The organism is Azospirillum sp. TSH20 (assembly GCF_003115935.1).
Lineage (GTDB): Bacteria > Pseudomonadota > Alphaproteobacteria > Azospirillales > Azospirillaceae > Azospirillum.
In genome coordinates this window covers 1-23162 of record NZ_LGQU01000152.1, presented here as the reverse complement: position 1 = coordinate 23162, position 23162 = coordinate 1, and the positions used below count along the sequence as shown (strand labels likewise).

Here is a 23162-nt window from a genome sequence, read left to right as displayed (position 1 = left end):
CAAGAACATCCGCGGGGTGGAGCAGCCCGGTAGCTCGTCAGGCTCATAACCTGAAGGCCGCAGGTTCAAATCCTGCCCCCGCAACCAACCTCTACCGAACTCATCTGTTCCCGAAGGCCGGCCGCTTCCACAGCGCCGGCCTTCGCTGTTTCTTGCGCCCAGCCTAAGGCCGAGTAGCGCCACCAGATCGCTCCCCCTAGCTCGATCTCGACGCGGCGGAAATCGTCTTGTCGAAGCGCACCAATCATGCCGTAGTCAACGTCTTCGCTACCGTCCAGATCACTGCTCTCGTCAGTTATCGGTTATGAGTTCTGGCCACAACTTCTATCGCCCCTGTCTTTATTCTGGACTGTGACAGCTTCACCCTGCGTTGCGCAAAATACTGTGCCGGCGTACTTCCCAGCGCTTTCTTGAACATCGTGATGAAGGCATTGACCGACTCATAGCCCAGCTTGTCCGCCACGGTCTGCACCGCCGCCCCGCTGGCCAATTCACGAAGCGCGACGACAAGGTGCAACTGCTGTCGCCAGCGTCCGAACGTCAGGCCCGTCTCCCGGATCATCAAACGAGCCAGTGATCTTTCGCTCATCGCGACGCGCTTCGCCCATTCTCCCAAAGTGCTCCGGTCGGACGGTTCGATCGTCAGGGCGTCGGCGATCGCCCGGATCTTCGGATCGCCGGAGATGGGCAGGTTGAAGTGTTCACGCGGCATCCCGGCCAGTTCGTCCAACGTTACCTGTGCGAGCCGAGCCGCATGGCTATCCGGAAGATAGTCCGAAACTTCGCCGGCCAGCCGGTTGACCAGTTCCCGCACCAGCGGAGAAATCGACAGGGTACAACAGACCTTGGGCAGATTTGCGGCTCCCGGCTCCGCAAACAGGTAGCTGAGCTGGGCATTCACGGTCGCCCTGACGCTGTGTGGCGTACCACCCGGAATCCAGACTCCGCAGTTGGGTGGCACGATCCAGATCTCATCGTCCGCGGTGCACGTGACGGCCCCATGCAGCGCGAGAATCAGCTGTCCCTTCCGATGCACGTGCACCGGCACTTCCGCCTCGTAGTCCGCGAAGTCGAGCAGGCGAGCGACGGCAGGCTGGTCCGCCAGATCGGGGTCGAAGACGGAAACGGCTGATCGTGACGCGGCCATAGGTTTTGGCATGATTAAGGTATTTTTTGACAGGATACCTAATTTATCTGGTTGCGCAATGCGCCGATACTCTCAGGCATGAGAACCGAACATCCTTCGAACCGGCTCGTCACGGCCACCGGGATCGCCATCTGGATCGCGACAATCGGGCGCGCGTGCTCACGTCAATCCTGGCCCCCTGCACTGCGGGCAGATGCGGATGCGCTGCTCTTCTCGGTGAAGAGCTTTGCCGCGGCGATGCTGGCTTACTACTTCGCGCTGCGCGTGGGATTGCCGAAACCCTCCTGGGCCATTCTGACCGTCTACATCGTTTCGCAGAACTCGGCCGGCGCGTCGCTCAGCCGCGGCGTCTATCGCTTCGCGGGGACGGTCGTCGGCGCCGTGGCGACCGTGGCGATCATCCCCTTCTTCGTCAACGATCCGATCGTGTGTAGCGTCGTTCTCGCCAGCTGGATCGGCCTGTGCCTCTACCTCTCTTTGCTCGACCGCACCGCGCGGGCCTATGCCTTCGTTCTGTCCGGCTACACCGCCAGCCTGATCGGCTTCCCCAGCGTGTTCAATCCTGCTGCCGTCTTCGATACGGCATCGGTGCGGGTCCAGGAGATCTCCATCGGGATCCTCTGCGCCATCCTGGTTCATCGCTTTATCCTGCCGAAGCGCATGACCGGCCAGTTCACCGCCAAGCTGTCGGCAACGCTGCGGGATGCCCGCCGGCTGGCGGGCGATGCGCTCCGCGGAACCTCCGGGCAGGTGACCCGCCGTGACCGCGACCGGCTGGCAGGGGACCTCCTCGCCCTGCAAGGGCTGGCCGGTCACCTACCATACGACCCGGTACCGGTGACGCCGAGCCTCGAGACGTTGCAACTGATCCATGACCGGCTTGCGCGACTGCTTCCGCTCGCGACGGAGGTCGATGACCGCGTTCATGCCCTTCGCTCCGGAAACCACACCCCGCCTGACGAACTGACCGCGCTGCTGGGTGAAGTGGAGCATTGGTTCGCTGCCGCCGATGCGGCCGGGCGGGACGTTGTTGCGAACCGGCTGATCGACCGCGCCCAGACGGTGCGGACACGCATCGCCGCGGATGCCGTGACGGCCGGCGACAGGCTCGCGGCCAACCTCGTCGGCCACCTCGCCGAGATGATCTGCCTGCTTCATGACTGCGACCGGCTGGAGCGGACGATCATAACCGCCCAGTCGTCGGACACCGCATCGCACCTCCGGTCCAGACGCGCGACGGGCTATGTCTATCACCGCGACCCCTGGATGGCGGCCCGGAGCGCGCTGGGCGCGGTCGCCGGCATCGTCATCGGCTGCGCGTTCTGGATCTGGTCGGCCTGGCCGGAGGGCGGACTGGCAGTGTCGATCCTGGGTGTATGCTGCGCCCTGTTCGGCAATGTCGACGTGCCGGCGCCGAATGTCGTCAAATACATGACCGGTTCGGTCGCCGGGGTGGCGATCAGTCTGGTCTACAGCTTCGTCATTCTTCCCCGCGTGACGGATTTCGTCGGCCTCGTCGCGGTGCTCGCACCGGCCTTCCTGTTCGCCGGCTCCCTGCAAGCCCGGCCCCCGACGACCTTCATGGCGCTCGGCATCACCCTGACGATCCCGATCCTCTCGGGATTGGGTACCACCTATGCCGGCGACTTCGCCGGGTCTCTCAACAGCGTCATCGCGCTGTTCGGGGCGATAGGATTTGCGGTCGTGAGCATGAGCCTGTTCCAGACCATCCCGGTCGATGCGGCGATCGGCCGGCTGCTTCGACTGAATCGGCAGGACGTCAGGCAGCGGGCTCTGGGCGGCGGACCAGACGAAGCGCGCTGGACAAGTCTCATGATCGACCGGACGGCGCTGCTGCTCCCGCGGCTCCGGCTGTCCGGAAAATCCCACCCGGATGTGCTTGACGACACCTTGCACCATCTTCGCGTCGGTCACGCCGCCAGCCGGCTTTATCAGGCAATCCGGCAGGTCGACGCCAATGACGGCGGCAACAATGACGGCCAGATCGGCTATGACGGGTTCGAGCTTCTCACCGCGATTGCCCTACGCTTCGGTCCCGGATACCGGGCGGGACCTTCCGATGCCATCGCTTTGCAGCGGCGCATCGGAATGCTGATGACGCGGGTCGCCGACAGCTCAATCAAAGACCGCGGTCTGCTGCTCGACCTGCTCATCGACCTCCGGTTCGCCCTGGGTCCGAGCGGCGCATCGAATTGGGAGAGCGACCGATGATCCCCGATCTCGACATCGGAGGCATCTTCCTCCCCGGTCTGCTGGTGCTCGCCCTGGTCGCACTTGTCGGCACCGTCGCAGTGGTCCGTCTCTTCGCCGCCGCGGGACTCTTCCGCCTGACCGCCAGCCGGCCGCTCATCGAACTCGCCACTTTCGCCCTCCTCTACGGTCTGCTCCTGCAGACTCTGCCATCCAGCGGAACATTCCAATGAAACCTGTGCTGTCCCTACTCGGGCGCTACATCCTGACCCTTTGCTTCGGCACGGCTGCCGCTTTCGTGGCGTTGCAGGTGTGGACGCGTCACGAGCAGACGCCGTGGACGCGGGATGCCCGGGTGAGCGCGGAGGTCGTGCAGATCGCGCCGGAGGTCTCCGGGACCGTCGGTGCCGTGTCAGTTATCGACAATCAGTATGTGCATCGTGGCGACGTCCTCTATGTGATCGACAGCGAGCGGTTTTCGCTCGCGGTGGCATCCGCACAGGCCGATGCCGAAGCCAAGCGCCAGGACATGCTTGTCCGGCAGGCGGCGGCGCGGCGGCGAAGCCAACTCCGCGAGGTCATTTCCCAGGAGGATGTGCAGCAGACGGCCGGTGCCGCCGCACAGGCGGCCGCAACCTATGACGGTGCGGTGGCTGCGCTCGATCTTGCCAAACTCAATCTCGCACGGGCGACGATCCGGGCGCCGATCGACGGGTACGTCACCAATCTGCGGCTGCGGCCCGGCGATTATGCCACGGCCGGCGTGACGAAGATCGCCATTCTCGATGCGACCAGCTTCTGGATCACCAGCTATTTCGAGGAAACGAAGCTGCGGCGGATCCGTGTCGGCAGCCCGGCGCAGATCATGCTGATGGGATTCGATGACGCGCTCTCCGGCCATGTCGAAAGCATCGGCCGGGGCATCGAGGACAGCAACGGAACGCCCGGTCACAGCGGGTTGCCGAACGTCGAGCCAACCTTCAGCTGGGTCCGCCTTGCCCAGCGCATACCGGTGCGCATCCGCATCGACCGTGTCCCGCCCGGCGTCGAACTGACGGCGGGCATGACGGCGACCGTCGCCATCGAGTCCGCAACCGCCGGCGACGCGCTGTAATCGGCCGCGGAAGAGTGCGGCATCTATCGCCGTCAATCAGGTGGGTCGCGCCAGAATATCCTTTCACGGGCGCGCTCACGGGGAGTCTTCGGAAGAAACCCTTGAGGGGCAGGCGCTAACCTCGGGCAGCAGGCGATCCTTGCATGCCGAAGGCGGATCGGCGCGTACCGACGGCGGCGACACCGGCCGGTGGCGGGTTGATCCGCGCCGCACCGGAGGCCGGGCCGGTCTGCAGAATCGACAGGATCATCATGGAGAGCAGACATGCCCTTGCGTTTCGCTGACGCAACCGACGAAGCTTATCGATACCCCTTGACCATCCGCCACCTGCTTGACCGCGCCCTCATCACGTCGGCCGATCAGGAGATCGTGTACCGCAACCAGTATCGCCTCACCTACCGGGAGTTCGCGCAACGCATCGGAAGACTGGCGTCGCTGCTGTCCTCGCTGGGCGCCGAGGAGGGGATGACGATCTCGGTGATGGACTGGGACAGTCATCGATATCTGGAAGCGTATTTCGCCATTCCCATGATGGGTGCGGTGTTGCAGACTGTGAACGTCCGCTTGCCGATCGACCAACTCCTCTACACGCTCGTCAAGACGAAGCCCGGCGTCATCATCATCCACCGCGACTTCTTCCCCTTTCTGGACGAGATCCGGCAAGCCGCTCCCGGCCTGAAGGCGATCATCGCAATCATGGACGGGACCGGTGAGCCGGCACCCGCTTGGGCGGCCGGGGAGTATGAGGAGCTGATTGCAGCTGCCGATCCCGATTTCGATTTCAGGGATTTCGACGAGAACGCAATCGCGACGACCTTCTTCACGACCGGGACGACGGGGAATCCGAAGGGAGTCTGCTTCAGCCACCGGCAGTTGGTTCTGCACACGCTGGCCCTGTGCGGCCATTCCGGCGACACGCGCCATCGGGGATTCGGTGTCGACGACGTGTACATGCCGCTCACGCCGATGTTTCACGTCCATGCCTGGGGCATGCCCTATATCGCGACGATGCTGGGCCTGAAGCAGGTCTATCCGGGGCGCTATGATGCCGACATGATCTGCAGATTGCGGACTGAGCATGGCGTCACCTATTCGCATGGCGTGCCAACCATTCTGCAGATGGTGATTTCCGCGGCAGATCGTACCGGAACGGACCTCTCCGGCTGGATGATGGTGGTCGGCGGTTCGAGCCTCACCCCGGCCCTGTTCGAGGAAGGGCGGCGCCGCGGCATGGAGATCGTCGGCGCCTACGGGATGTCCGAAACGGCGCCGATCCTCACCGTAACGCGCCGCCCCCCCGGATCGGAGACGGGAGCCGCGGACGAGGGCCGTCTGCTGACCAGGGCAGGGGTGCCGATCCCGCTGGTCGAGACGCGGATCGTCGACGAGGCCATGACCCCGCTTCCCAGGGATGGACGGTCGCGCGGGGAACTGGTGGTGCGGGCCCCCTGGCTCACGCCCTGCTATGTGGGCGACGGGGAGGGGTCGAAGGCCCTTTGGCGGGGCGGATGGCTCCACACGCAGGACATCGCGACCATCGATGCGAACGGCAACGTGACGATCTGCGACCGCCTCAAGGACGTCATCAAGAGCGGTGGGGAATGGATCGATTCGATCCAGTTGGAGGGCATCGTCGCGAATGCCGATGGTGTCGCCGAAGCGGCCGTCGTCGCCGTGCCTGATGACCATTGGGGCGAGCGGCCGCTGGCCGTGATCGTCGCCGCCCCCGGTGCGACCGTGACGCTGGCAACGCTGAACCGGCCGATCGAGGCGGCGATCAATGACGGTGCGATCACGCGATACGCGAAACTCGACCACTTCATAGCCGTCAGCGAGCTGCCGAGGACGAGCGTCGGGAAGATCGACAAGAAGACCCTGCGCGCCCGGTTCGCCTCCGTCCAAGCTGGCGGATCGGCAGCCACGGAGCCCTGTGCGACCTGAAAGGAGGCAACATGTTGAGGATGGATCGTTTATCCACGACGCTGGTCCGGTTGACCATGGACAGGCCGCCCGCCAACGCGCTTTCCCTCGATCTGATCCAGGCATTGGCGGACGATCTCGCCCGGTTCGGCGAAGAGGCCGACGCGCCGGCCGTGATCCTGACCGGCGCCGGCGAGCGCTTCTTCAGTGCCGGCGGCGACATTCGCGAAATCACCATCAAGGCGGAAGCCGCGATCCCGCGAATGCGGGCCTTCCACCATCTGCTGATCACGCTCGAAGGCTACCGGTGCCCTCTGCTGTGCGCAGTCAACGGCTATGCGGTGGGCGGGGCGCTGGAGCTGGCTCTGTTCGCCGACTACGTCGTGGCGAGCGACAGCGCCCGGTTCGGCTTTCCCGAAATCAATCATGGACTGCTCCCCGCCGCGAAGGGCATGCGGCAGGCGATGAGCCGCCTCGGGCGCCGGGCTGCCGAGCGCCTCCTCTATTCCGGCGAGCTTGTTTCGGCGCAGGAGGCGCAGGCGATGGGCCTCGTCGACGAAATCGTCGGTTTCCACGACTTGCAGGACCGGACCCGTGCCGTTGCCGAGACGCTTCGCCTCAAGGACATGCATCTGTTCTCGGCAATCAAACGCACCTTCAACGAGGCGCCGCGGATGACCGATGAGGAGCTTGAAGCGCTCACGCTCAGTGACATGCAGGATTACCTGAACCGCGAAGAGACGGCCTCTGCGCGTGAACAGTTCCTTCAACGCAAGGCGAGGCAGCAGCATGGCTGACGGCGATCACCTCCGGCTTGAGTTCATGACCTCGTCCGAGGTCGCTCTCGCCATTGCGGGCGGCACCCGGACCATCGTCATCCCCTGCGGGGCGGTGGAGCAGCACGGACCGCACCTGACCCTCAGCGTCGATGCCGACCATGCGGACCATCTCGGGATATTGGTGGCGAAGGGTGTGGGGAGCGCGCTGGTGGCGCCGACCATCAGGGTTGGCTGTTCGTCCCACCATCTCGCCTTTCCCGGCACGATCTCCCTGCAGGACAGCACATTCGAAATGATCTGCCGGGATTACTGCACCAGCCTGGCGAGGCACGGGTTCGAACGCATTCTCATCTTCTCCGCCCATGTCGGCAATTCTCCGCCATTGGCCAGGATGCTGCCGCGATTGCGGTCGGCCGTACCCGCCTCCTGCCGCGTCTCCGCCTTCACCGATGCGAAGGCGTGGCTGGAGCGGTGGCGCGATGCCGTCAATGAGGCGGGTGGCGAGCCGATCAAGGTCGGCGGCCATGCCGACATCGCCGAAACCTCGCTGATGCTCGACCTCCATCCCGAGCGGGTGCGGGCGGAGCGCTATGAGGCCGGAAGACTGGGGCTTCTTTCGCAAGGCGACCTCGAGCTGATGTGGCGCGACGGGCTTTCGGCCGTCAGCGCCAACGGCATTCTCGGCGACCCCAATGGTTCCTCGGTGGCCATCGGCAGGCACTGCATCGAGCGCATCGGCTCACTTCTCGTCGAGAGCTTTTCCCAGGACGATCCGGTTTGACACCGCGCCGGGCGTGAAGGGGCGCCGGCGATCGAAGACGCTTTGCCCTTGCCGCCCGACAAGCCTGCCGATCCTTCCTGTACAAAATAATATTCTGACCATGCTGTTTGTGGCACGGATCTTCGGCAGGTTCTGCCGCCTGCTTCATGACAAGCTTCCAGTCATTGAAAAGGCAACCCAAACAAACCCGAGAGGGAATCCAAATGGCAGTCAAGTTCGGCTTCTGGTCCGAGCAGGAAACCCTGGTTGGTCAAAGCTATTCACGCCGGCTTCATGAGCTTGTCGAAGAGGCGGTGTTTGCCGAGAAGATGGGTTTCGACATCGTCAGCCTGTCCGAGCAGCATGTCGCCTTGGGCGGGATTTCCAGTTCGGCTCCCGAGGTCGTGTATGGCTACCTCGCGGCGGTCACGTCCCGCATCCGGCTGAGGCCGGCGGTTTCGCTGATGCCCAAGAAGATCAACCACGCTCTCCGCACGGCGGAACGTGCCGCCGTCACCGACATCCTGTCCAACGGCCGCATGGAGCTTTATTGCGGCCGCGCCAACACCACCATCGCGATGCGCGCCTTCAACGTGGAGCCTGCGGAAACGCTTGAGCAGATGGAGGAGGGGATCGCGCTGATCCGCGAAGCCTTCAGCAAGGACATCTTCACCTTCGAGGGCAAGCATTATCAGGTTCCGCCGCGCATGCTGGTGCCGAAGCCGCTTCAGAAGCCTTATCCGCTGATGGGCATCGCGGCGACCAGCGAGCGCAGCCATGTCTGGGCGGCCCGCCAGGGGCTCGCCGTCCTCAGCCACACGCTCTACCAGGGCTGGGACGCCCAGGCGAAGATGGTCGAAGCCTATCGGTCGAACTGGCACCGGGATCCGAACGGTCCCCTCAACCGTCCGCGTCTCGGCATGCCGGTGTTCCTCGGGATCGCTGAAACGGATCAGGCGGCGAAGGACATCTATGCCGAGCCGCTGATGCAGTACGCCCGCATCTCGACCGATGCCTATCCGAGGCTCGCGAAGATCGCGGACGACTACGCCTATATGGGCGAAGGGCTGGAAGCCCTCCAGCGCGCGGCCACCGATTGGGATTATCTCCTCAACGAGTCCGCCAGCCTGGTCTGCGGCAGCCCGGATACGGTCATTCGCCAGCTGGAACGCTTCATCGAAACCGGCGCCGAAGAAATCCTGTTCCACATCGACTCGGTTTCACACGCCGAGATCATGAAGGCGATTGAGTTGGTAGGCCGCTATGTCATCCCTCACTTCAACGACCGCAACAATGTGGTGCGTCCGACCGACGAGATACTCGAACAGATCCGCATGATGCGAAAGGCGAACGCTTCGGCCTGATCCCGTGTCGACCGATCTGGCCAAGCGATCCGGCCGGAAGATCTGGAGAGCCTCACATGACCGACAAGACCTACAGGGGCCTGCTCGTCGAGAAACGCGCGAGCGGCGTCGCCATCGTCACCCTGAACCGGCCTGAAATCCTCAACGCCATCGACTGGCCGATGCATTCCGCGCTGGAAGAGCTGTTCGTGGACCTCGACAACGACCGGGCGGTCAAGGCCGTCGTCCTGACCGGTGCGGGTCGCGGCTTCTGCTCCGGCGGCGATCAGAATGCGCTCGATGACGATCTGGGGCCGATTTCGCCCACCCGCTCCGGGCGCCATCTCATCCGCAACATGCTCGAACTGGAATGCCCGCTGATCGCCGCGGTCAATGGCGTCGCCGTCGGGCTGGGCGCCACGCTCGCCCTGTTCTGTGATGTCGTCTTCGCGCAGCCCGGTGTCCGCTTCGCCGACACGCATGTGACGGCCGGCGTCGTCGCCGGCGACGGCGGTGCGGTGATCTGGCCGCTCCTTCTGGGGCCGGTCCGGGCGAAGCACTATCTGATGACCGGGGACTTCATTTCGGCGGAGGACGCGGCGGCGGCCGGCATGATCAACAAGGTCGTGCCGGAAGGAACCGTCGTCGAGCATGCGGTCCGCTACGCCGAGATGCTGGCATCCGGTCCCCGCGACGCCATCGTCTGGACCAAATACGCCGTCAACAAGCTGATCAAGGAACAGGTGCACCTGAATCTCGACGCCGCCGGCGCGCTCGAGATGCTCACCTTCCACAGCCCGGAGCGCAAGGAGGCCGTCGCCGCCTTCCGCGAGAAGCGCAAACGCTTTGCAGAAGGCGGCAATTGAGATGGGCGGGCCGCATTCCATTTTCCCGCCCGTCCTGCCCCCGATCGCCTCATCCGCGATCGACCCTCCACCGACCACGCATGAAGACGGGACGCTGCCGTCGCTGCTGCGCGACCGCCGGGACGGCAGGGGCGAGGCCGTGGCGTTCTTCCAGAAGCGTGCCGGTACGTGGCACGCCACGACCTGGGGTGAATTTGCCAGGGACGTCGCGTCGCTTTCGCGTGCCCTCCTCGATCATGGTCTGGAGAAGGGGGACCACGTCGCCATTATGGGAGACATCTCGCAGGACTGGGTGGTCGCCTACATGGCGACGGTCTGTTCCGGCGGTGTGGCGGTCGGGATCTATTTCACCTCTTCGACGGAGGAGGTGGAGTATTTCCTGGAGGACTCCGGGAGCAAATTCGCCTTCGTCGCCGGAGAGAAGGAACTCGCCATCCTTCTTCGCAGCCGGCAGGCGGAGACGCTGAAGAAGATCGTGGTCTTCGATCCGGCGGTTCCGTCATCGAAGACCATCGTCTCGCTGCCGCGGTTTTCCGCCTCGTCGCCCGACTGTGCGTCGTTGCTCGACGAGCAGGCCGGACTGGCGCGTCCGGAGGACAATGCCAGCATCGTCTATACCTCCGGGACGACCGGCAATCCCAAAGGCGCGATCCTCACCCACCGGTCGCTGATCGAGGGTCTGTCGACCATCCGAAGCTTTTGCCCGGCGCTTTTCCGCGAACCCCAGCGGGTGGTCGTCCATCTCCCCCTCTCCCATGTCGTAGGGCTCGGGCAAGGGATCGTTCTTCCTCTCATCAGCGAGGTCACGCCCTATTTCGGCGAGACCGGAGCGGACTTCGCGACGACCATCCGGGATGTGAAGCCGACCTATTGGATGGCGCCGCCGCGCTTCTATCAACGCTACGCCGCCGAACTGGTCAGCAGGATCAATGCGTCGGCCACGGTTAGCAAGAAATCCTATCGCTTCGCGATGTCGATCGCCCAGAAGGCGCTGGCGGACCGGCAGGCGGACGGCCCGGACGATCCTTTTCTCCAGGCGCTTTTCGCGACCTGCCGCGATCAGGTCTTCCTGCCGCTCCTGGCGGAGATCGGACTGGACCAACTCAAATACCCCTATACCGCCTCCGCGCCGATGCCGCCGGAGGTCGTGAAGCTGTGGCAGACTTGGGGGGTGAACCTCAAGGAGGTCTATGGACAGACCGAGCTGGTCGGAGCGAACACCGGGCAGATGCGGGACTGGTCGAAGCCCGGCACGATCGGCGTTCCGATTGCCGATCCGCGCTGGAAGACCAGGATCGCCGGCGACGGTGAAATGCTGGTGACGGGACCGGGCCTGTTCACGGGGTACCTGAACAAGCCTGACGACACGCTGGAGGCTCTGCGCGACGGATGGCTCCACACCGGCGACATCGTCGAGGTCCGGCCCGATGGCCAGCTGGCGATCATCGACCGGAAAAAGGAAATCATCAACACCTCCGGCGGCAAGTCGATCAGTCCGGCGCAGATCGAGAACGAACTGCGTCAAAGCCCGTACATATCGGAAGCCGCGGTTTGCGGTGACGGACGGAAATACCTGGTGGCGTTGATCGAGGTCGACCGCATTGCGATGACGGACTGGGTGAAGGGGCGGAAGGAAACAATAAACGACTACTCGGATTTCTGTTCGTCGGAAGCCGTCATCCACCTGATAGAGGGGGAGGTCGCCAAGGCGAACCAGAGGTTGGCACCCGTCGAACAGATAAAGTCGTTCCGGATCCTTCCTGAAGAGCTGTCGGCTGAAAATGGCGTTATGACGGCGACCAGAAAAAAGCGGCGCAAGGTGCTGAACGAACGTTACGCGGCGCTGATCAATTCACTCTACGACGACTCCGAGGATTCTCTGATCCGCAAGGCGCTGTCGAACATGTGATACGGTGATCGAAGGAGTGTCATGACGATGCCGTCTTGCAATTCACGCCATCCATTTCTCTCCTCTACGATGGAGATTATCGAAGAGGCCCGCAATGGCCGAATGTTCATCCTCGTCGACGACGAGGACCGAGAGAACGAGGGCGATCTCGTGATCCCGGCGCAGATGGCGACGCCCGAGGCGATCAACTTCATGGCGTCGCATGGCAGGGGCCTCATCTGTCTCGCGCTCGGCAAGGAGCGGGTCGATCAGCTCGGCCTCAAATTGATGAGCACGGAAAACGGCACCCGTCATGGGACGGCCTTCACCGTTTCAATCGAGGCGCGCGAGGGGGTTTCCACCGGCATCTCCGCGGCGGACCGTGCGCGGACGGTGGCAGTGGCGATCGACGCGGCCAGGGGGCCGGACCATATCGTCTCTCCGGGTCACATATTCCCCCTGGTCTCCCGACCCGGCGGCGTGCTGGTCCGCGCGGGACATACGGAGGCGGCGGTAGACGTCGCGCGTCTTGCCGGCCTCAATCCTTCGGGCGTGATCTGCGAGATCATGAAGGAGGACGGAACGATGGCGCGTCTCGACGATCTCGTCGCCTTTGCCCGTCGTCACGCGCTCAAGATCGGCACGATCCGCGACCTGATCGCTTTCCGCCGCCGCCACGATCATGACGTCGAGCGTGTCGTCACCGCGAAGTTCGATAGCCGATGGGGCGGCGAATGGAGCGCCATCACCTTCCGCATCAAGGCGATCGAGACGGAAGCGATCGCACTGGTGAAGGGCGTGATCGACGAGAGGCCGACCCTGGTGCGCATGCACGCGCTGGACATCCTGTCGGACGTGCTCGGCCAGACTGGTGATCGCGGCGATATCGTCGCCCAATCCATGCAGGAGATTGCCGCCGAAGGGAGAGGCGTGATCGTGCTGTTCAGCCGCGATATGCCGATCTCGCAGCTTCTCCGGGTGAAGTCTGGGGAGCCGCTCGTCGACAAGGCCGAACTGCGCAACTATGGCGTCGGCGCCCAGGTTCTGGCGGATCTCGGCATTCACGACATGATCCTCCTGTCCAACTCGCAGCATGTCCCGGTCGCGCTCAGGGGCTATGGATTGAACATCGTGGAGCACCGGACGCTGCCGGTCGCCGCCGCCACCCCGTAGCGCAGCGTCCAACACAGGTGCCGAACGACCAGTCCCGCGGCGCCAACCAGGGTTGGCGGCATGCCATTCCACTGCCTTGCGTGAGGTTCACCATGTCAGCACAAGATTTTCCGGTTCCAAACCATGTGGAGACGGCAGCCTTCAAGAGTGCATTGCGCTCCGTTGTGGGGTCGGTCTCGATCGTGGCATCGGGCCAAGGTGCCGACAGGCGTGGCCTGACCGTCACCGCCGCGGTTTCCTTGTGCGTCGATCCGCCGATGGTGCTTGCCTGCATCAACCGCAGTGCCGAGGCTCACGACGTCATTCTCCGGACCGGCGCCTTTTCCTGGAATGTCCTTTCCGCCGATCAGGTCCAACTGGCGGAACGCTTTGCGGCGATGGACGGCAGCAAGGGTGCATCCCGTTTCTCCCCCGCTGAATGGGGCGAGATGGTCACCGGGGTTCCAGTCCTTCTCCAATCCGTTTGCAGCTTCGATTGCAGAGTACAGGACACCCTGGAAGTCGCCACCCATACGATCATGATCGGTGCCGTTGTCGCCCAGATCCACAATCAGCATAAAGTCCCTCTGATTTATTCGTCAGGCAAATTCGGTCGTATGGAATATTCCGAATCCGTTGGATAGTACGGACTATCTGCGTTCTTATCATCGTATTTTGATTTTGTTTGATGACGAATCCCATCTCTCCTTGCGGGGAGAAGGACATTCGAAGTGGATTGTTGTCGATTCACCCTCAGATGCGATTGCCCTGCATCTGAGGCTATGCCGAGTGCTCTCAAGGAAAAACGGAAGACCGAACCCTGGCCCGTCCGGAAAGATCGGGGAAGGGCTTCCTTGTCTCAACTCCAATAATTCGTCAAAGGGAGGAAAGATGGCGGACCTGAGTCTGTCGGCACCCCGTGCCGCATGGTGGACAAGCCTTGGCATAGGCCGGAAAGCGGCGATCCTTGCCGCCCTGTCGATCGCCTGGCCGGCCCATGCCTGGGAATTCAAGGAAGGAGACTGGTCGGGTGGCATCCGGGCCGTGGTCACCGTCGGAACGGCCATTCGCGCCAGCCCCATCGACCCGTCCCTGGTTCCGGCCGGCGACGGTGCACGGTTCCGGATCAGAAGTGCGGCACCGGGGGGCGTCAATTCCGACGACGGGAACCTGAACTATCGGGAAGGCGATCCGGTTTCCACGGTCGCCAAAGGGCTGGTCGATTTCGAGGCCAACAACGCCGACGGCTGGGGCGTCTTCACCCGCGTGAAGGGCTGGTACGACCACACACTTGCCGAGGGGCATGTCGCGCTGGGCAACCTGCCAAACAGCTATGCCGGCGGCCCATTGTCCGACCGTGGCTTTTCGCAAGGCGCCAAATTCCGTGGCATCTCCCTCGCCGACGCTTACGTCAAGGGTCGGTTCTCCGCCGGTGGGCTCCCCATCTCGTTCAAGGCCGGCCAGCAGACCATCGAATGGGGGCCGGCATTCACAATTCCCGGCGGCCTCCGTGACATCAACCCGCGCGACTTCGCCGCCTTGTCCCGGCCGGGCCTGCAGCCGCAGGAGGGAGCGAAGCCGTTCCTGGCGCTGTCGGGCAAGGTCGACCTCTCGCCGACCGCAAGCCTCGATGTCTTCTATCAGCTGCTGTCGGCGACATCGACGCAGCCGGGTTGCGGAACATTCGCCGCTACCGCCGATTACGCCTCACCGGGTTGCGACATGGTCATGGTGTCCAATGCCTTGTCCTCTGTGGACGGGCTGGCGACCGGGCGTTTCCTGAAGCGTCGCAGCGACGGGACGGCGGGGGATGCCGGCCAGTTCGGTGTCGGCGGCTCGTATCTGGTGCCGGACATCGGCACCCGGTTTTCGCTCCACTTCACCAACATTCACGCGCGGACCGGCTATGTCGAGGCCGACCGGACCGGCCGGACCGGCGCCATCTTCCTGCCGGGAGATCCGGATGGCTTGAATCCGGCCTATCGGTTCCAGTACCCCAAAAATATCAAAATGCTGTCCGGCAGCTTCGCCACCAGCGTTCCCTCTATGAAGCTGCGGGTCGCGGGCGAACTCGATCATAAATTCAACCAGCCGCTCGGCTTCAACGCCCCCGATCTGTTGCAAGCGGCCGTGAGCGGAACCGGTGTGCTGGCGCGGGATTTCGCCTCGGTTCCCCTGGGCGGGCCGTTCGCCGGTTACGAGCGTTTTCACGTCACCCAGGGGCAGCTCGCCGCATCGGGCGACATCGGCAGTGTGATCGGCGGCACCTTGACCCTCGGCGGCGAGGTCGGCGCCAAATATGTCCACGATCTGCCGGACCCCAATTTTCGCCGTTATGGCCGCTCCGACATTTTCGGAACCGGACCCAACAACGGCGTCTGCGCGGCCGGGGCCGATCCCAAGGCCTGCACCACCAGGGGCTTCGTGACGCCATTCTCGTGGGGGTATCGCCTTCAGGCGAGCCTGAGCTATCAGGACGTTCTGCCGGAGGTGAACCTCAAGCCGTCCGTCGCCTTCGCCCATGACGTCAACGGGACGTCCTATGACGGCGCGTTCAATCAGGGGCGCCAGATCCTCCGGCTCGCCCTCGATGGCGCGGTCAGGGACAGCTATCTCTTTAACCTCACCTACCTGACGACCTTGGCCGGCCCCTACGACCCGCGCGCCGACCGTGACGTGTTTCTCATCAGCACGGGCGTCAAACTCTGACCGGATGCCGAGCCGTAGGCCGGCCGCCAGCATTCCCCGCGCCTCCCGACACCGCGTTCCGACCGAAACCGACCCGGCCCCCCTGTGCCCGGTCTTTTTGGAGACTGCCGTATGATCGAAGACGCAACGACCACGGTGTCGGTGCCGCAGCCGAAACCGCTGGGCATGTCGATCCACTATCGACGCTACGCCTTGATCATGTTGTTCCTCGTTTACATGCTGAACTTCGTCGACCGTCAGATCGTCAATATCCTGGCGGAACCGATCAAGCGCGAACTCGGTCTCGCCGATTGGCAGCTGGGGTCGTTGACCGGCCTTTCCTTCGCCATCTTCTACGCGACGCTGGCCCTTCCGATCGCGCGGTGGGCAGAGCGTGCGAACCGGGTCAGGATCATCGCGCTGTCGGCGATCACCTGGAGCCTGTTCACGGCGGTCTGCGGCGTAGCCCAGAGCTTTGCCCAGCTGTTCCTCGCCAGGGTTGGTGTCGGTGTCGGCGAAGCCGGCTGCACGCCGGCATCCCAGTCCCTGATCAGCGATTACACGACAAGAGAGAAGCGGGCGTCGGCACTGGCATTCTTTTCCATAGGCATTCCGGCCGGCTCCCTGGTGGGGATGGTGGTCGGCGGCCTGATCGCGGACAGTCTCGGCTGGCGCGCATCTTTCGCGCTGGTCGGGGTGCCCGGCATCATCCTTGGGCTGCTGGCCTATTTCACTCTACCCGAGCCGCGAAAATCCTCCTTCGCGGCCAGCGAGGCGCAAAGCTCGCCGACCCTGAGGGAGGCACTGGGCGAACTCGGCAGCAAGCGAACCTATATCTGGCTCACGGTCGCGATGGCGGCCATGAGTTTCGGGATTTACAGCAATCTTGCCTTTCAAAGCTCCCACTTCCTGCGCAATCACGCGGACGGGTTGGGCGCGCTGACGGTCAGGCTGAACGATCTCACCGGAATCCACCTGGGCGCCACCGGCTTCCTCGGTACGGTGCTGGGCCTGATCGTCGGCATCTGCGGAGCCGCCGGCACCTGGTTGGGCGGCTGGGCGACAGATCGCGCGGTGGCGCGCGGCAGCCTGAACGCCTACGCGACCATTCCGGCGGCCGCGGCCCTGTGCCTGCCCTTTGCGCTTTTCGCGACTTATCTCACCTCGAACACAGTGGCTGCGCTTTGCCTGATGGGTTTGCCGATGATGCTGCAGTCCATTTATTACGGCCCCATCTTCGCGGCGGTACAAAGCCTGGTGCGTCCGCGCACCAGGGCGACGGCCACCGCAATCTTCCTGTTCTTCGCAAATCTGATCGGGCTTGGCCTTGGACCGCTGTCGGTCGGCCTGATCAGCGATCTTCTCGCGCCGTCGATGGGCTCCGGTGACGCCATCCGCTGGGCGCTGATCAGCACGTCGGTCGTCTACGTCCTGGCGGCGGCCGCCTTCATGGTGGCGCGGAAGAGCATAAGGCAGGACATCGTCAGCTGACAGGGTAAGCGGCGGCAAGCATCTGGGGGACCGCAATGCCGGTCCCCGAACATGTCAACGGCTCTTGATCCCGGCAGGCAGGATCGAGGGCCTTTGGCATGACAAGGGCGATGCGGCGTCAGTTCGTCGTCCCTTCGGCCCGATCCTGCAGATACCGGCGCGGAGGCTGTCCCATGTGTTTCCTGAACATGGCGGTGAAGGCGCTCGGAGAGTCGTATCCCAGTTCCTGGGAGATCGCCTGAACGGTGGCGCCCATCGACAGCCGTTGAACGGCGATCACGATATGGAGTTGCTGCCGCCACCGGCCGAACGACATTCCCGTCTGTTTCTGGATGAGCCGGGCCAAAGTCCGCTCGCTCATGGCGACTGCCGCCGCCCAGTCCCGAATGGTCCTGCGGTCGTCCGGCGCCTCCAGCAATTGGGCGGCGATGCGCTGTATCCTGGGATGGTTGGAAACCGGGAAGTGGAGCGGCTCCGCCTTCATCTGTGCAAGCTCGTCCAGAATGACCTGGACCAGACGGCTGGTCGGACCCTGCGGAGGGTAGAGCGGCGGAAGGTTGGCCAAGTGAAAGATCATCTCGCGCAGCATCGGGCTGATCGAAAATGTCGCGCAGGAATTCGGCAGGGGTGAAATTTCCGGGTTGATGAACACGCAGTATGACCGGCCCCTGTCCGACATGGAAACGCTGTGGGGAACCTCCCCCGGAATCCAAACCGCTCCATTGGATGGGACGATCCGAAGCCCGTCGAGCGTCCGGCACATGACCGAGCCTTCCGCCGCCACCACCAGCTGGCCTTTGCGGTGCCGGTGGATCGGCAGTTCGTCGTCATCCACATTGCGCCGGACAAGGAAACAGACCAGCGGGCGGGCAAGCTCGTCGGGATCCACCGCGGCGAAGCTGACGCGCAGGCCGGTGGGATCCCACGGCATCGGGAGGGCCTCGTCGGTCACCGGGGCTTCCGGCCACTTCGCACCAATCCGCGCACTTTTCGGCAATGTTGCGGCCTCCGTGCATCTTGATACGGACCTAGGTCCGAATTTGACAGTTTCGCGACATAAAATGGCAATCCCATAGATTCTGCCATTGGTTGGCCTCGGATACACTCTGCCATGTGTACATTTGAATGGCAGAAGGGATTGCGCGCTGCACGCAAATGGGTTTGTCCCGCGGAATTTCCTGCCGTTCTTCGCTTCGGTTCCAAGCCAAGCTGTCGAGAATACAACAGGGAGTCATCATGATGAACACGCTGACGCTCGACCGAACGGACATCAAGATCCTCAACGAGTTGCAGAAAGACGCAAATCTGACGAACGTCGAGCTTGCCGGCAGAATCAACCTGTCTCCCTCGCCCTGCCTTACGCGGGTGAAGAAGCTGGAGCAGACCGGCATCATCGATCGACGGGTCACCCTTCTGAATCCCAAGGCGATGGGATTGGAAATCAATGCCTATATCCAAGTCAAGCTCGACAAACAGCCGCAATCGGCGCTGGAGAATTTCCGGGATGCCGTCGAGAGGATTCCCGAGGTAATGGAATGCAATTGGATGACAGGCGACTGCGATTTCCTGCTGCGCGTGGTTGTCAGAGACGTCGAGGAACTCGAACGCCTGATAGCAAGCAAACTGTCGAAAATCGAATTTGTTTCCACCATCAGATCCAACTTAGTCCTAAAACAGATAACCTACAAAACAGAATTGCCGATCAGCACATCCCAGGTAATAGTCATCCGGTACTGACATGTTGGCGGGCATTTAGAGCGGCACTGCAGGCGTGTGGCAGTCTGATTGTTATGGTATCAGCGACGAAGCTGTGGAGCGCTGGCGTGCCGTAACCCGAGCATGCCCGACGGGCAAAGGACCTGTTCCGGCTTGGTGCTTCTCACGGCGTTGACGTTGTGCGCCGTGAACCGCACCGGATTTGCCGGAGGCTGACTTGGTTGAAGAGCCAGGGCGATCTCTCAGTGCAGACTGTGAGTTCGGTAAAGGCCAGATCCTGCGCCCGCAACCACCGACACTTGACGCCCCGGTTCGAACGAGCCGGGGCGTTCGTGCGTCTGGGCCTTGCCCATCCGGGCGGCACCCTCGCAGACCGCAAGGACGCCGGCCAGTTCGCCGTGCAGGTCGGCGTCCAACCCCGCGCCGGCAGGGGAGGCCGTCAGGATGACGCGCTCGATCATGATCCGCACCATCTCCATCGCCTCGGCGCTGTCCTCGCCGCCAGCAAGAGCAGCCTCCAGCGCTTCCACCTTGCGGCGGTAGAGGTCCGACAACCGGGGGTGCAGCAGGACCGACGGCAGGTCCGCATCGGGCTCCTCGGCCGCGGCGAGCAGCCGGCCCTTGTCCGCTTCCAGGCTGGTCAGGCGCTCCTTCATCCACTCGTGGAGAAGGTGCTTAGGAAAAAGTAATGTTGATAGCGGCGTGTCCGGCCGGGGTTTTCCTCTGATTATTGGTCGGAGAAATCTTCGGCACAGTCGCCCTACGTAAAAAGCCCCGCGCAGGCTGAGCGAACTCTCTGCTCGCTACCGTATCAATCCCACGTCTTACGCACAAAGATACTGCTTCATACTTCGGGAGCGGACGGAAAAAACAGGACATTAGGAACTCATGACCGGCATCTGATTGAATTTCCTGCGGAGGAACTACGGTGGCCTCAGCAAGCCTTCCCAACATTTCGGCGGGCGTACCGTAACGTGCCGGCCGCGACCGGCGCAATGACGACGTCCCCCAGAGCCTACGGCCATGAGAGGACCATGGGAGGGCACATCGTTGGCGCCCAGGATGGATTGAAGAGGTGGCCGATGCAGGTTGCGGTTGGGACGCGGGTTGCCGTTGGTTTGCTGGTCGCGGCACTCAATGAGCCGGCAGTCGCTCAAGAGAATGGGTGGAGCTTCGCGCTCTCGCCCTATCTCTGGACCCCGGGCATATCAAGTTCGGTGGGAACGCGGTTCGGAACGCTTGATGCCAACGCGAGCGTCGGAGATGTGCTGTCGGCAACCAAATTCGCGGCCATGGGCTCGTTCGAAGCGCGCAAGGGCAACTGGGGCCTGATCGCCGACTTCCTCTACTCCGATCTGGAAGAGCGGGGCGAAACGCCCTTCGGAGTGCTGTTCTCGCGGGCGCACATCGACACCGAACTCACCATGCTGGGCGGCTATGCGGCCTACCGGCTCTACGAGGACGGGCGAGTTGCGCTCGACGCGATGGGCGGCATCCGGGCGACTTGGCTCAATGTCGGCGTGTCGCTCTCTCCAGGAGCATTGCCGGGCCAGGCCTTCAGCACCGGTGAAAGCTGGGTCGATCCGCTGATCGGGGTCCGGGCTCGCATCGCGTTAAGTCAGCGCTGGATCGCAATGGCGCTCGCCGACGTTGGCGGGTTTGGCGCCGGGTCGGACCTGACTTGGCAGGTCTTGGCGAGCCTCGGATACCAGTTCAACGAACGCTGGTCGGTGCAGGGAGGTTGGCGCCAGCTCTCGACCAAGAAGGACTTGGGCGGGCGAGACATCAAGCTTGAGCTCGGCGGTCCGTTTCTGGGGCTCACTGTCCGCTTTTGAATTTGGACTTGTCGGAAAGGGAGGACATGATGCCAACACGACGTCAGGTCATTGGGGCGCTTCCGGCTGCGGGCATCTCGTTTGCGGTCGCGGGCAGCTTCACGTTTGAGGGGACAGCGGTCCGTGCACAGCCGGCTCCGCCGGCAGGACACTTCCACCCAAAGGGGAAGCCTCCCACGGCCCACACTCTTGAGGTGCTGAAGCGGGCGCGGGAGTCGTTGCCATTCGGCGACACCCGCGATTTTGAAGAGCAGGCGCGGGGCCTGATCGCGCCGATGCCCCGAATGCAGATCAAGGCCGACGCGGGCCACGTCGCCTGGGACATGGAGCAGTTCCACTTCCTTGAGAGCGACCAGGAATTCGACAGCGTCCACCCGTCGCTCACCCGGATCGCCCGTCTCAACAACAACTACGGCCTTTACGAGGTCGCCCCCGGCATCTACCAGGTGCGCGGCTTCGACCTCTCGGATCTCACCTTCGTGCGGGGGAAGACCGGATGGATCGTCTTCGACCCCCTCACGGTCGCCGAAACCGCGCGGGCTGGATGGGAGTTGTTCCAAGAGCATATCGGCAAGGGGCTGCCGATCACGGCCGTGATCTACTCCCACACGCACGGAGACCATTGGGGCGGCGTGCGGGGCCTGATCAGCGAGGAGGACGTGCGGGCCGGCCGGGTCGAGATCATCGCGCCGGGCGACTTCATGCAGTTCACAATCTCCGAGAACGTCTATGCCGGCAACGCGATGAACCGGCGGCTGTTCTACCAGTACGGCCTGCTCCTACCGGTGGGGCCGTACGGCTATGTCAGCCAAGGGCTCGGCCAGCGCGTGCCCGCGGGGACCAGCGGTCTGCTCGCCCCGACCAGCTTCGTCTCCGATCCCATCGAGGAGCTGGAGGTCGACGGCGTGCGGATGGTCTTCCAGAACACGCCGAACACCGAGGCGCCGCGGGAGATGAACACCTACATTCCCGAGATGAAGGCGCTGTGGATGGCGGAGAACGTCACCGCCACGCTCCACAACATCTACACGCTCCGTGGCGCGCCGGTGCGCGACCCGCTGAACTGGTCCAAGTACATCGCCGAGGCCTTGTACCGGTTCGGGCATGAAGCTGAGGTGATGTTCGCGTCACACCACTGGCCGCGCTGGGGCAACGACCGCATCCAGGAGGTGCTGCGTGCGCAGCGCGACCTTTACGCCCATATGAACAACCAAGTGCTTCACCTCGCGAACCAGGGCGTGACGATCAACCAGATCCACAATGTTTACACTGTGCCGCAGTCCCTGCAGGAGACATGGCACTGTCGGGGCTACCACGGCTCGCCGCAGCACAACGCCCGTGGAGTGGTGCAGCGCTATCTCGGCTTCTGGGACGGCAACCCGACGACGCTGATCCCCTTGTCGCCGCAAGACTCCGCGCCGCTCTACGTCGAGATGATGGGCGGTGCGGGGCCGATCCTCGCGAAGGCCGGCCTGCTCCATGACGCGGGCGATTACCTGCGCGCCACCGAGCTGCTAAACAAGCTCGTGCTCGCGGAGCCCGACAACACCGTGGCGAAGGAAGCGCTTGCCGACGCCTTCGAGCAGCTTGGCTATCAGCAGGAGAATCCGGGGCTGCGGAACAGCTTCCTTGCCGCCGCCTTTGAACTGCGCTCCGGCATTCCGCAGGGCGAGACGGTGAACTCGTCGAGCCCGGACGTCATTCGAGCGATGTCGACGGAGCTGTTCCTCAATTTCCTCGGCATCCGCATGGACAGCCGCAAGGCCGAAGGGCTGCGGTTCACAATCAATCTGGTGACCCCCGACACCGGTGAGACGTTCCTCATCGAGCTGGCGAACGCAACGCTCACCAACATCAAAGGCTTCCAGGCGAACGCGCCCGACCTGACGCTGACCATCAACCGGTCCGATCTGGAGCAGACGATGACAGGGGCAAAGACCCTGGAGGCGCAGATCGCCGACGGGACGGCGAAGGTAAACGGCGATGCCAACGTGCTGACGAAACTCGCCGGAACGATGGTCGACTTCGATCCGCGGTTCGAGATCATGCCCGGCACGCAGAGCTTGACCCAAGTCGCGCATGCCGATCCCTATGAGGCGGTTCCGCGCCGGACGATCGCCGAATAGCGTTCAGGCCGGCGCGCCGCGCTCCGGACAGAGCCCGTTGTCAGTGCCGGCTGGATACTCCCCGGAAAGGGCGGCTGAAAATTCCCCAGGCTAACGCAACGGCAGGGCTCCGGGGCGTACGCCCCG

19 protein-coding genes and 1 tRNA gene are annotated in these 23162 nt (G+C 63.5%); 17 read left to right on the top strand and 3 right to left on the bottom strand.

The genetic code is table 11. The features are described from left to right. Nucleotides 1–10 precede the first annotated feature (10 nt). Nucleotides 11–87: transfer RNA gene (locus TSH20_RS32110), tRNA-Met, on the top strand. A gap of 208 nt (nucleotides 88–295) precedes the next feature. Here TSH20_RS32110 and TSH20_RS32105 read toward each other — a convergent pair. Continuing rightward, nucleotides 296–1147, bottom strand: coding sequence for a helix-turn-helix transcriptional regulator (locus tag TSH20_RS32105; RefSeq protein ID WP_109156174.1), 852 nt, complete (start codon nucleotides 1145–1147; stop codon nucleotides 296–298). Between the two features lie 78 nt (nucleotides 1148–1225). Here TSH20_RS32105 and TSH20_RS32100 point away from each other — a divergent pair, with 78 nt between their 5' ends. The 13 genes from TSH20_RS32100 to TSH20_RS32040 all read left to right on the top strand — a co-directional run bounded on the left by TSH20_RS32100 (nucleotide 1226) and on the right by TSH20_RS32040 (nucleotide 17359). Continuing rightward, the gene (locus tag TSH20_RS32100; RefSeq protein WP_109156175.1) at nucleotides 1226–3379 is read left to right on the top strand and encodes an FUSC family protein; all 2154 of its coding nucleotides are present in this window, start codon (nucleotides 1226–1228) and stop codon (nucleotides 3377–3379) included. Then, a complete protein-coding gene (locus TSH20_RS32095) occupies nucleotides 3376–3591 on the top strand; it encodes a DUF1656 domain-containing protein (RefSeq protein ID WP_109156176.1) in 216 nt (71 codons plus the stop codon). Before TSH20_RS32100 ends, TSH20_RS32095 begins: the two co-directional genes overlap by 4 nt. A 65-nt stretch (nucleotides 3592–3656) precedes the next feature. Continuing rightward, nucleotides 3657–4472 carry an HlyD family secretion protein gene (locus TSH20_RS32090; RefSeq protein WP_247871251.1) on the top strand — a complete coding sequence of 272 codons (816 nt, stop codon included), beginning with the start codon at nucleotides 3657–3659 and terminating at the stop codon, nucleotides 4470–4472. A gap of 264 nt (nucleotides 4473–4736) precedes the next feature. Then, nucleotides 4737–6413, top strand: a complete 1677-nt coding sequence (locus TSH20_RS32085) for a long-chain-fatty-acid--CoA ligase (RefSeq protein ID WP_109156178.1) — start codon at nucleotides 4737–4739, stop codon at nucleotides 6411–6413. Between the two features lie 20 nt (nucleotides 6414–6433). Further along, on the top strand, nucleotides 6434–7189 hold the full coding sequence (locus TSH20_RS32080) for an enoyl-CoA hydratase/isomerase family protein (protein WP_247871252.1): 756 nt from the start codon (nucleotides 6434–6436) through the stop codon (nucleotides 7187–7189). After that, nucleotides 7182–7952, top strand: a complete 771-nt coding sequence (locus TSH20_RS32075; RefSeq protein WP_109156180.1) for a creatininase family protein — start codon at nucleotides 7182–7184, stop codon at nucleotides 7950–7952. The genes TSH20_RS32080 and TSH20_RS32075 overlap by 8 nt, the downstream gene beginning before the upstream one ends. A gap of 146 nt (nucleotides 7953–8098) precedes the next feature. Continuing rightward, on the top strand, nucleotides 8099–9295 hold the full coding sequence (locus TSH20_RS32070) for an LLM class flavin-dependent oxidoreductase (protein ID WP_247871253.1): 1197 nt from the start codon (nucleotides 8099–8101) through the stop codon (nucleotides 9293–9295). 56 nt (nucleotides 9296–9351) lie between these two features. Continuing rightward, nucleotides 9352–10140: an enoyl-CoA hydratase-related protein gene (locus TSH20_RS32065; protein WP_109156182.1), complete on the top strand. Its 789-nt coding sequence runs from the start codon at nucleotides 9352–9354 to the stop codon at nucleotides 10138–10140. A gap of 1 nt (nucleotide 10141) precedes the next feature. Next, nucleotides 10142–12049: an AMP-binding protein gene (locus TSH20_RS32060; RefSeq protein ID WP_109156183.1), complete on the top strand. Its 1908-nt coding sequence runs from the start codon at nucleotides 10142–10144 to the stop codon at nucleotides 12047–12049. Nucleotides 12050–12070: 21 nt separating this feature from the next. Continuing rightward, complete coding sequence (gene ribB / locus TSH20_RS32055) at nucleotides 12071–13201, top strand: 3,4-dihydroxy-2-butanone-4-phosphate synthase (protein WP_109156184.1); 1131 nt, start codon at nucleotides 12071–12073, stop codon at nucleotides 13199–13201. A 92-nt stretch (nucleotides 13202–13293) separates the two neighbouring features. Beyond that, nucleotides 13294–13824 carry a flavin reductase family protein gene (locus TSH20_RS32050; RefSeq protein WP_109156185.1) on the top strand — a complete coding sequence of 177 codons (531 nt, stop codon included), beginning with the start codon at nucleotides 13294–13296 and terminating at the stop codon, nucleotides 13822–13824. Between the two features lie 247 nt (nucleotides 13825–14071). Further along, nucleotides 14072–15889, top strand: a complete 1818-nt coding sequence (locus tag TSH20_RS32045) for a DUF1302 family protein (protein WP_109156186.1) — start codon at nucleotides 14072–14074, stop codon at nucleotides 15887–15889. Between the two features lie 111 nt (nucleotides 15890–16000). Further along, complete coding sequence (locus TSH20_RS32040) at nucleotides 16001–17359, top strand: MFS transporter (RefSeq protein ID WP_109156187.1); 1359 nt, start codon at nucleotides 16001–16003, stop codon at nucleotides 17357–17359. Between the two features lie 118 nt (nucleotides 17360–17477). Here the strand turns inward: TSH20_RS32040 and TSH20_RS32035 are convergent, their stop codons facing one another. After that, nucleotides 17478–18248, bottom strand: a complete 771-nt coding sequence (locus TSH20_RS32035) for a helix-turn-helix transcriptional regulator (RefSeq protein ID WP_247871254.1) — start codon at nucleotides 18246–18248, stop codon at nucleotides 17478–17480. 347 nt (nucleotides 18249–18595) lie between these two features. Here TSH20_RS32035 and TSH20_RS32030 point away from each other — a divergent pair, with 347 nt between their 5' ends. Beyond that, complete coding sequence (locus TSH20_RS32030) at nucleotides 18596–19096, top strand: Lrp/AsnC family transcriptional regulator (RefSeq protein WP_247871255.1); 501 nt, start codon at nucleotides 18596–18598, stop codon at nucleotides 19094–19096. 221 nt (nucleotides 19097–19317) lie between these two features. On the opposite strand, the gene TSH20_RS32025 is transcribed toward TSH20_RS32030, so the two are convergent. Next, complete coding sequence (locus TSH20_RS32025; protein ID WP_109156189.1) at nucleotides 19318–19731, bottom strand: hypothetical protein; 414 nt, start codon at nucleotides 19729–19731, stop codon at nucleotides 19318–19320. A gap of 426 nt (nucleotides 19732–20157) precedes the next feature. Here TSH20_RS32025 and TSH20_RS32020 point away from each other — a divergent pair, with 426 nt between their 5' ends. Both TSH20_RS32020 and TSH20_RS32015 read left to right on the top strand, forming a co-directional pair. Then, nucleotides 20158–20910, top strand: a complete 753-nt coding sequence (locus TSH20_RS32020) for a hypothetical protein (protein ID WP_199231929.1) — start codon at nucleotides 20158–20160, stop codon at nucleotides 20908–20910. A gap of 26 nt (nucleotides 20911–20936) precedes the next feature. After that, complete coding sequence (locus TSH20_RS32015; protein ID WP_199231930.1) at nucleotides 20937–23036, top strand: alkyl sulfatase dimerization domain-containing protein; 2100 nt, start codon at nucleotides 20937–20939, stop codon at nucleotides 23034–23036. Nucleotides 23037–23162: the final 126 nt, after the last annotated feature.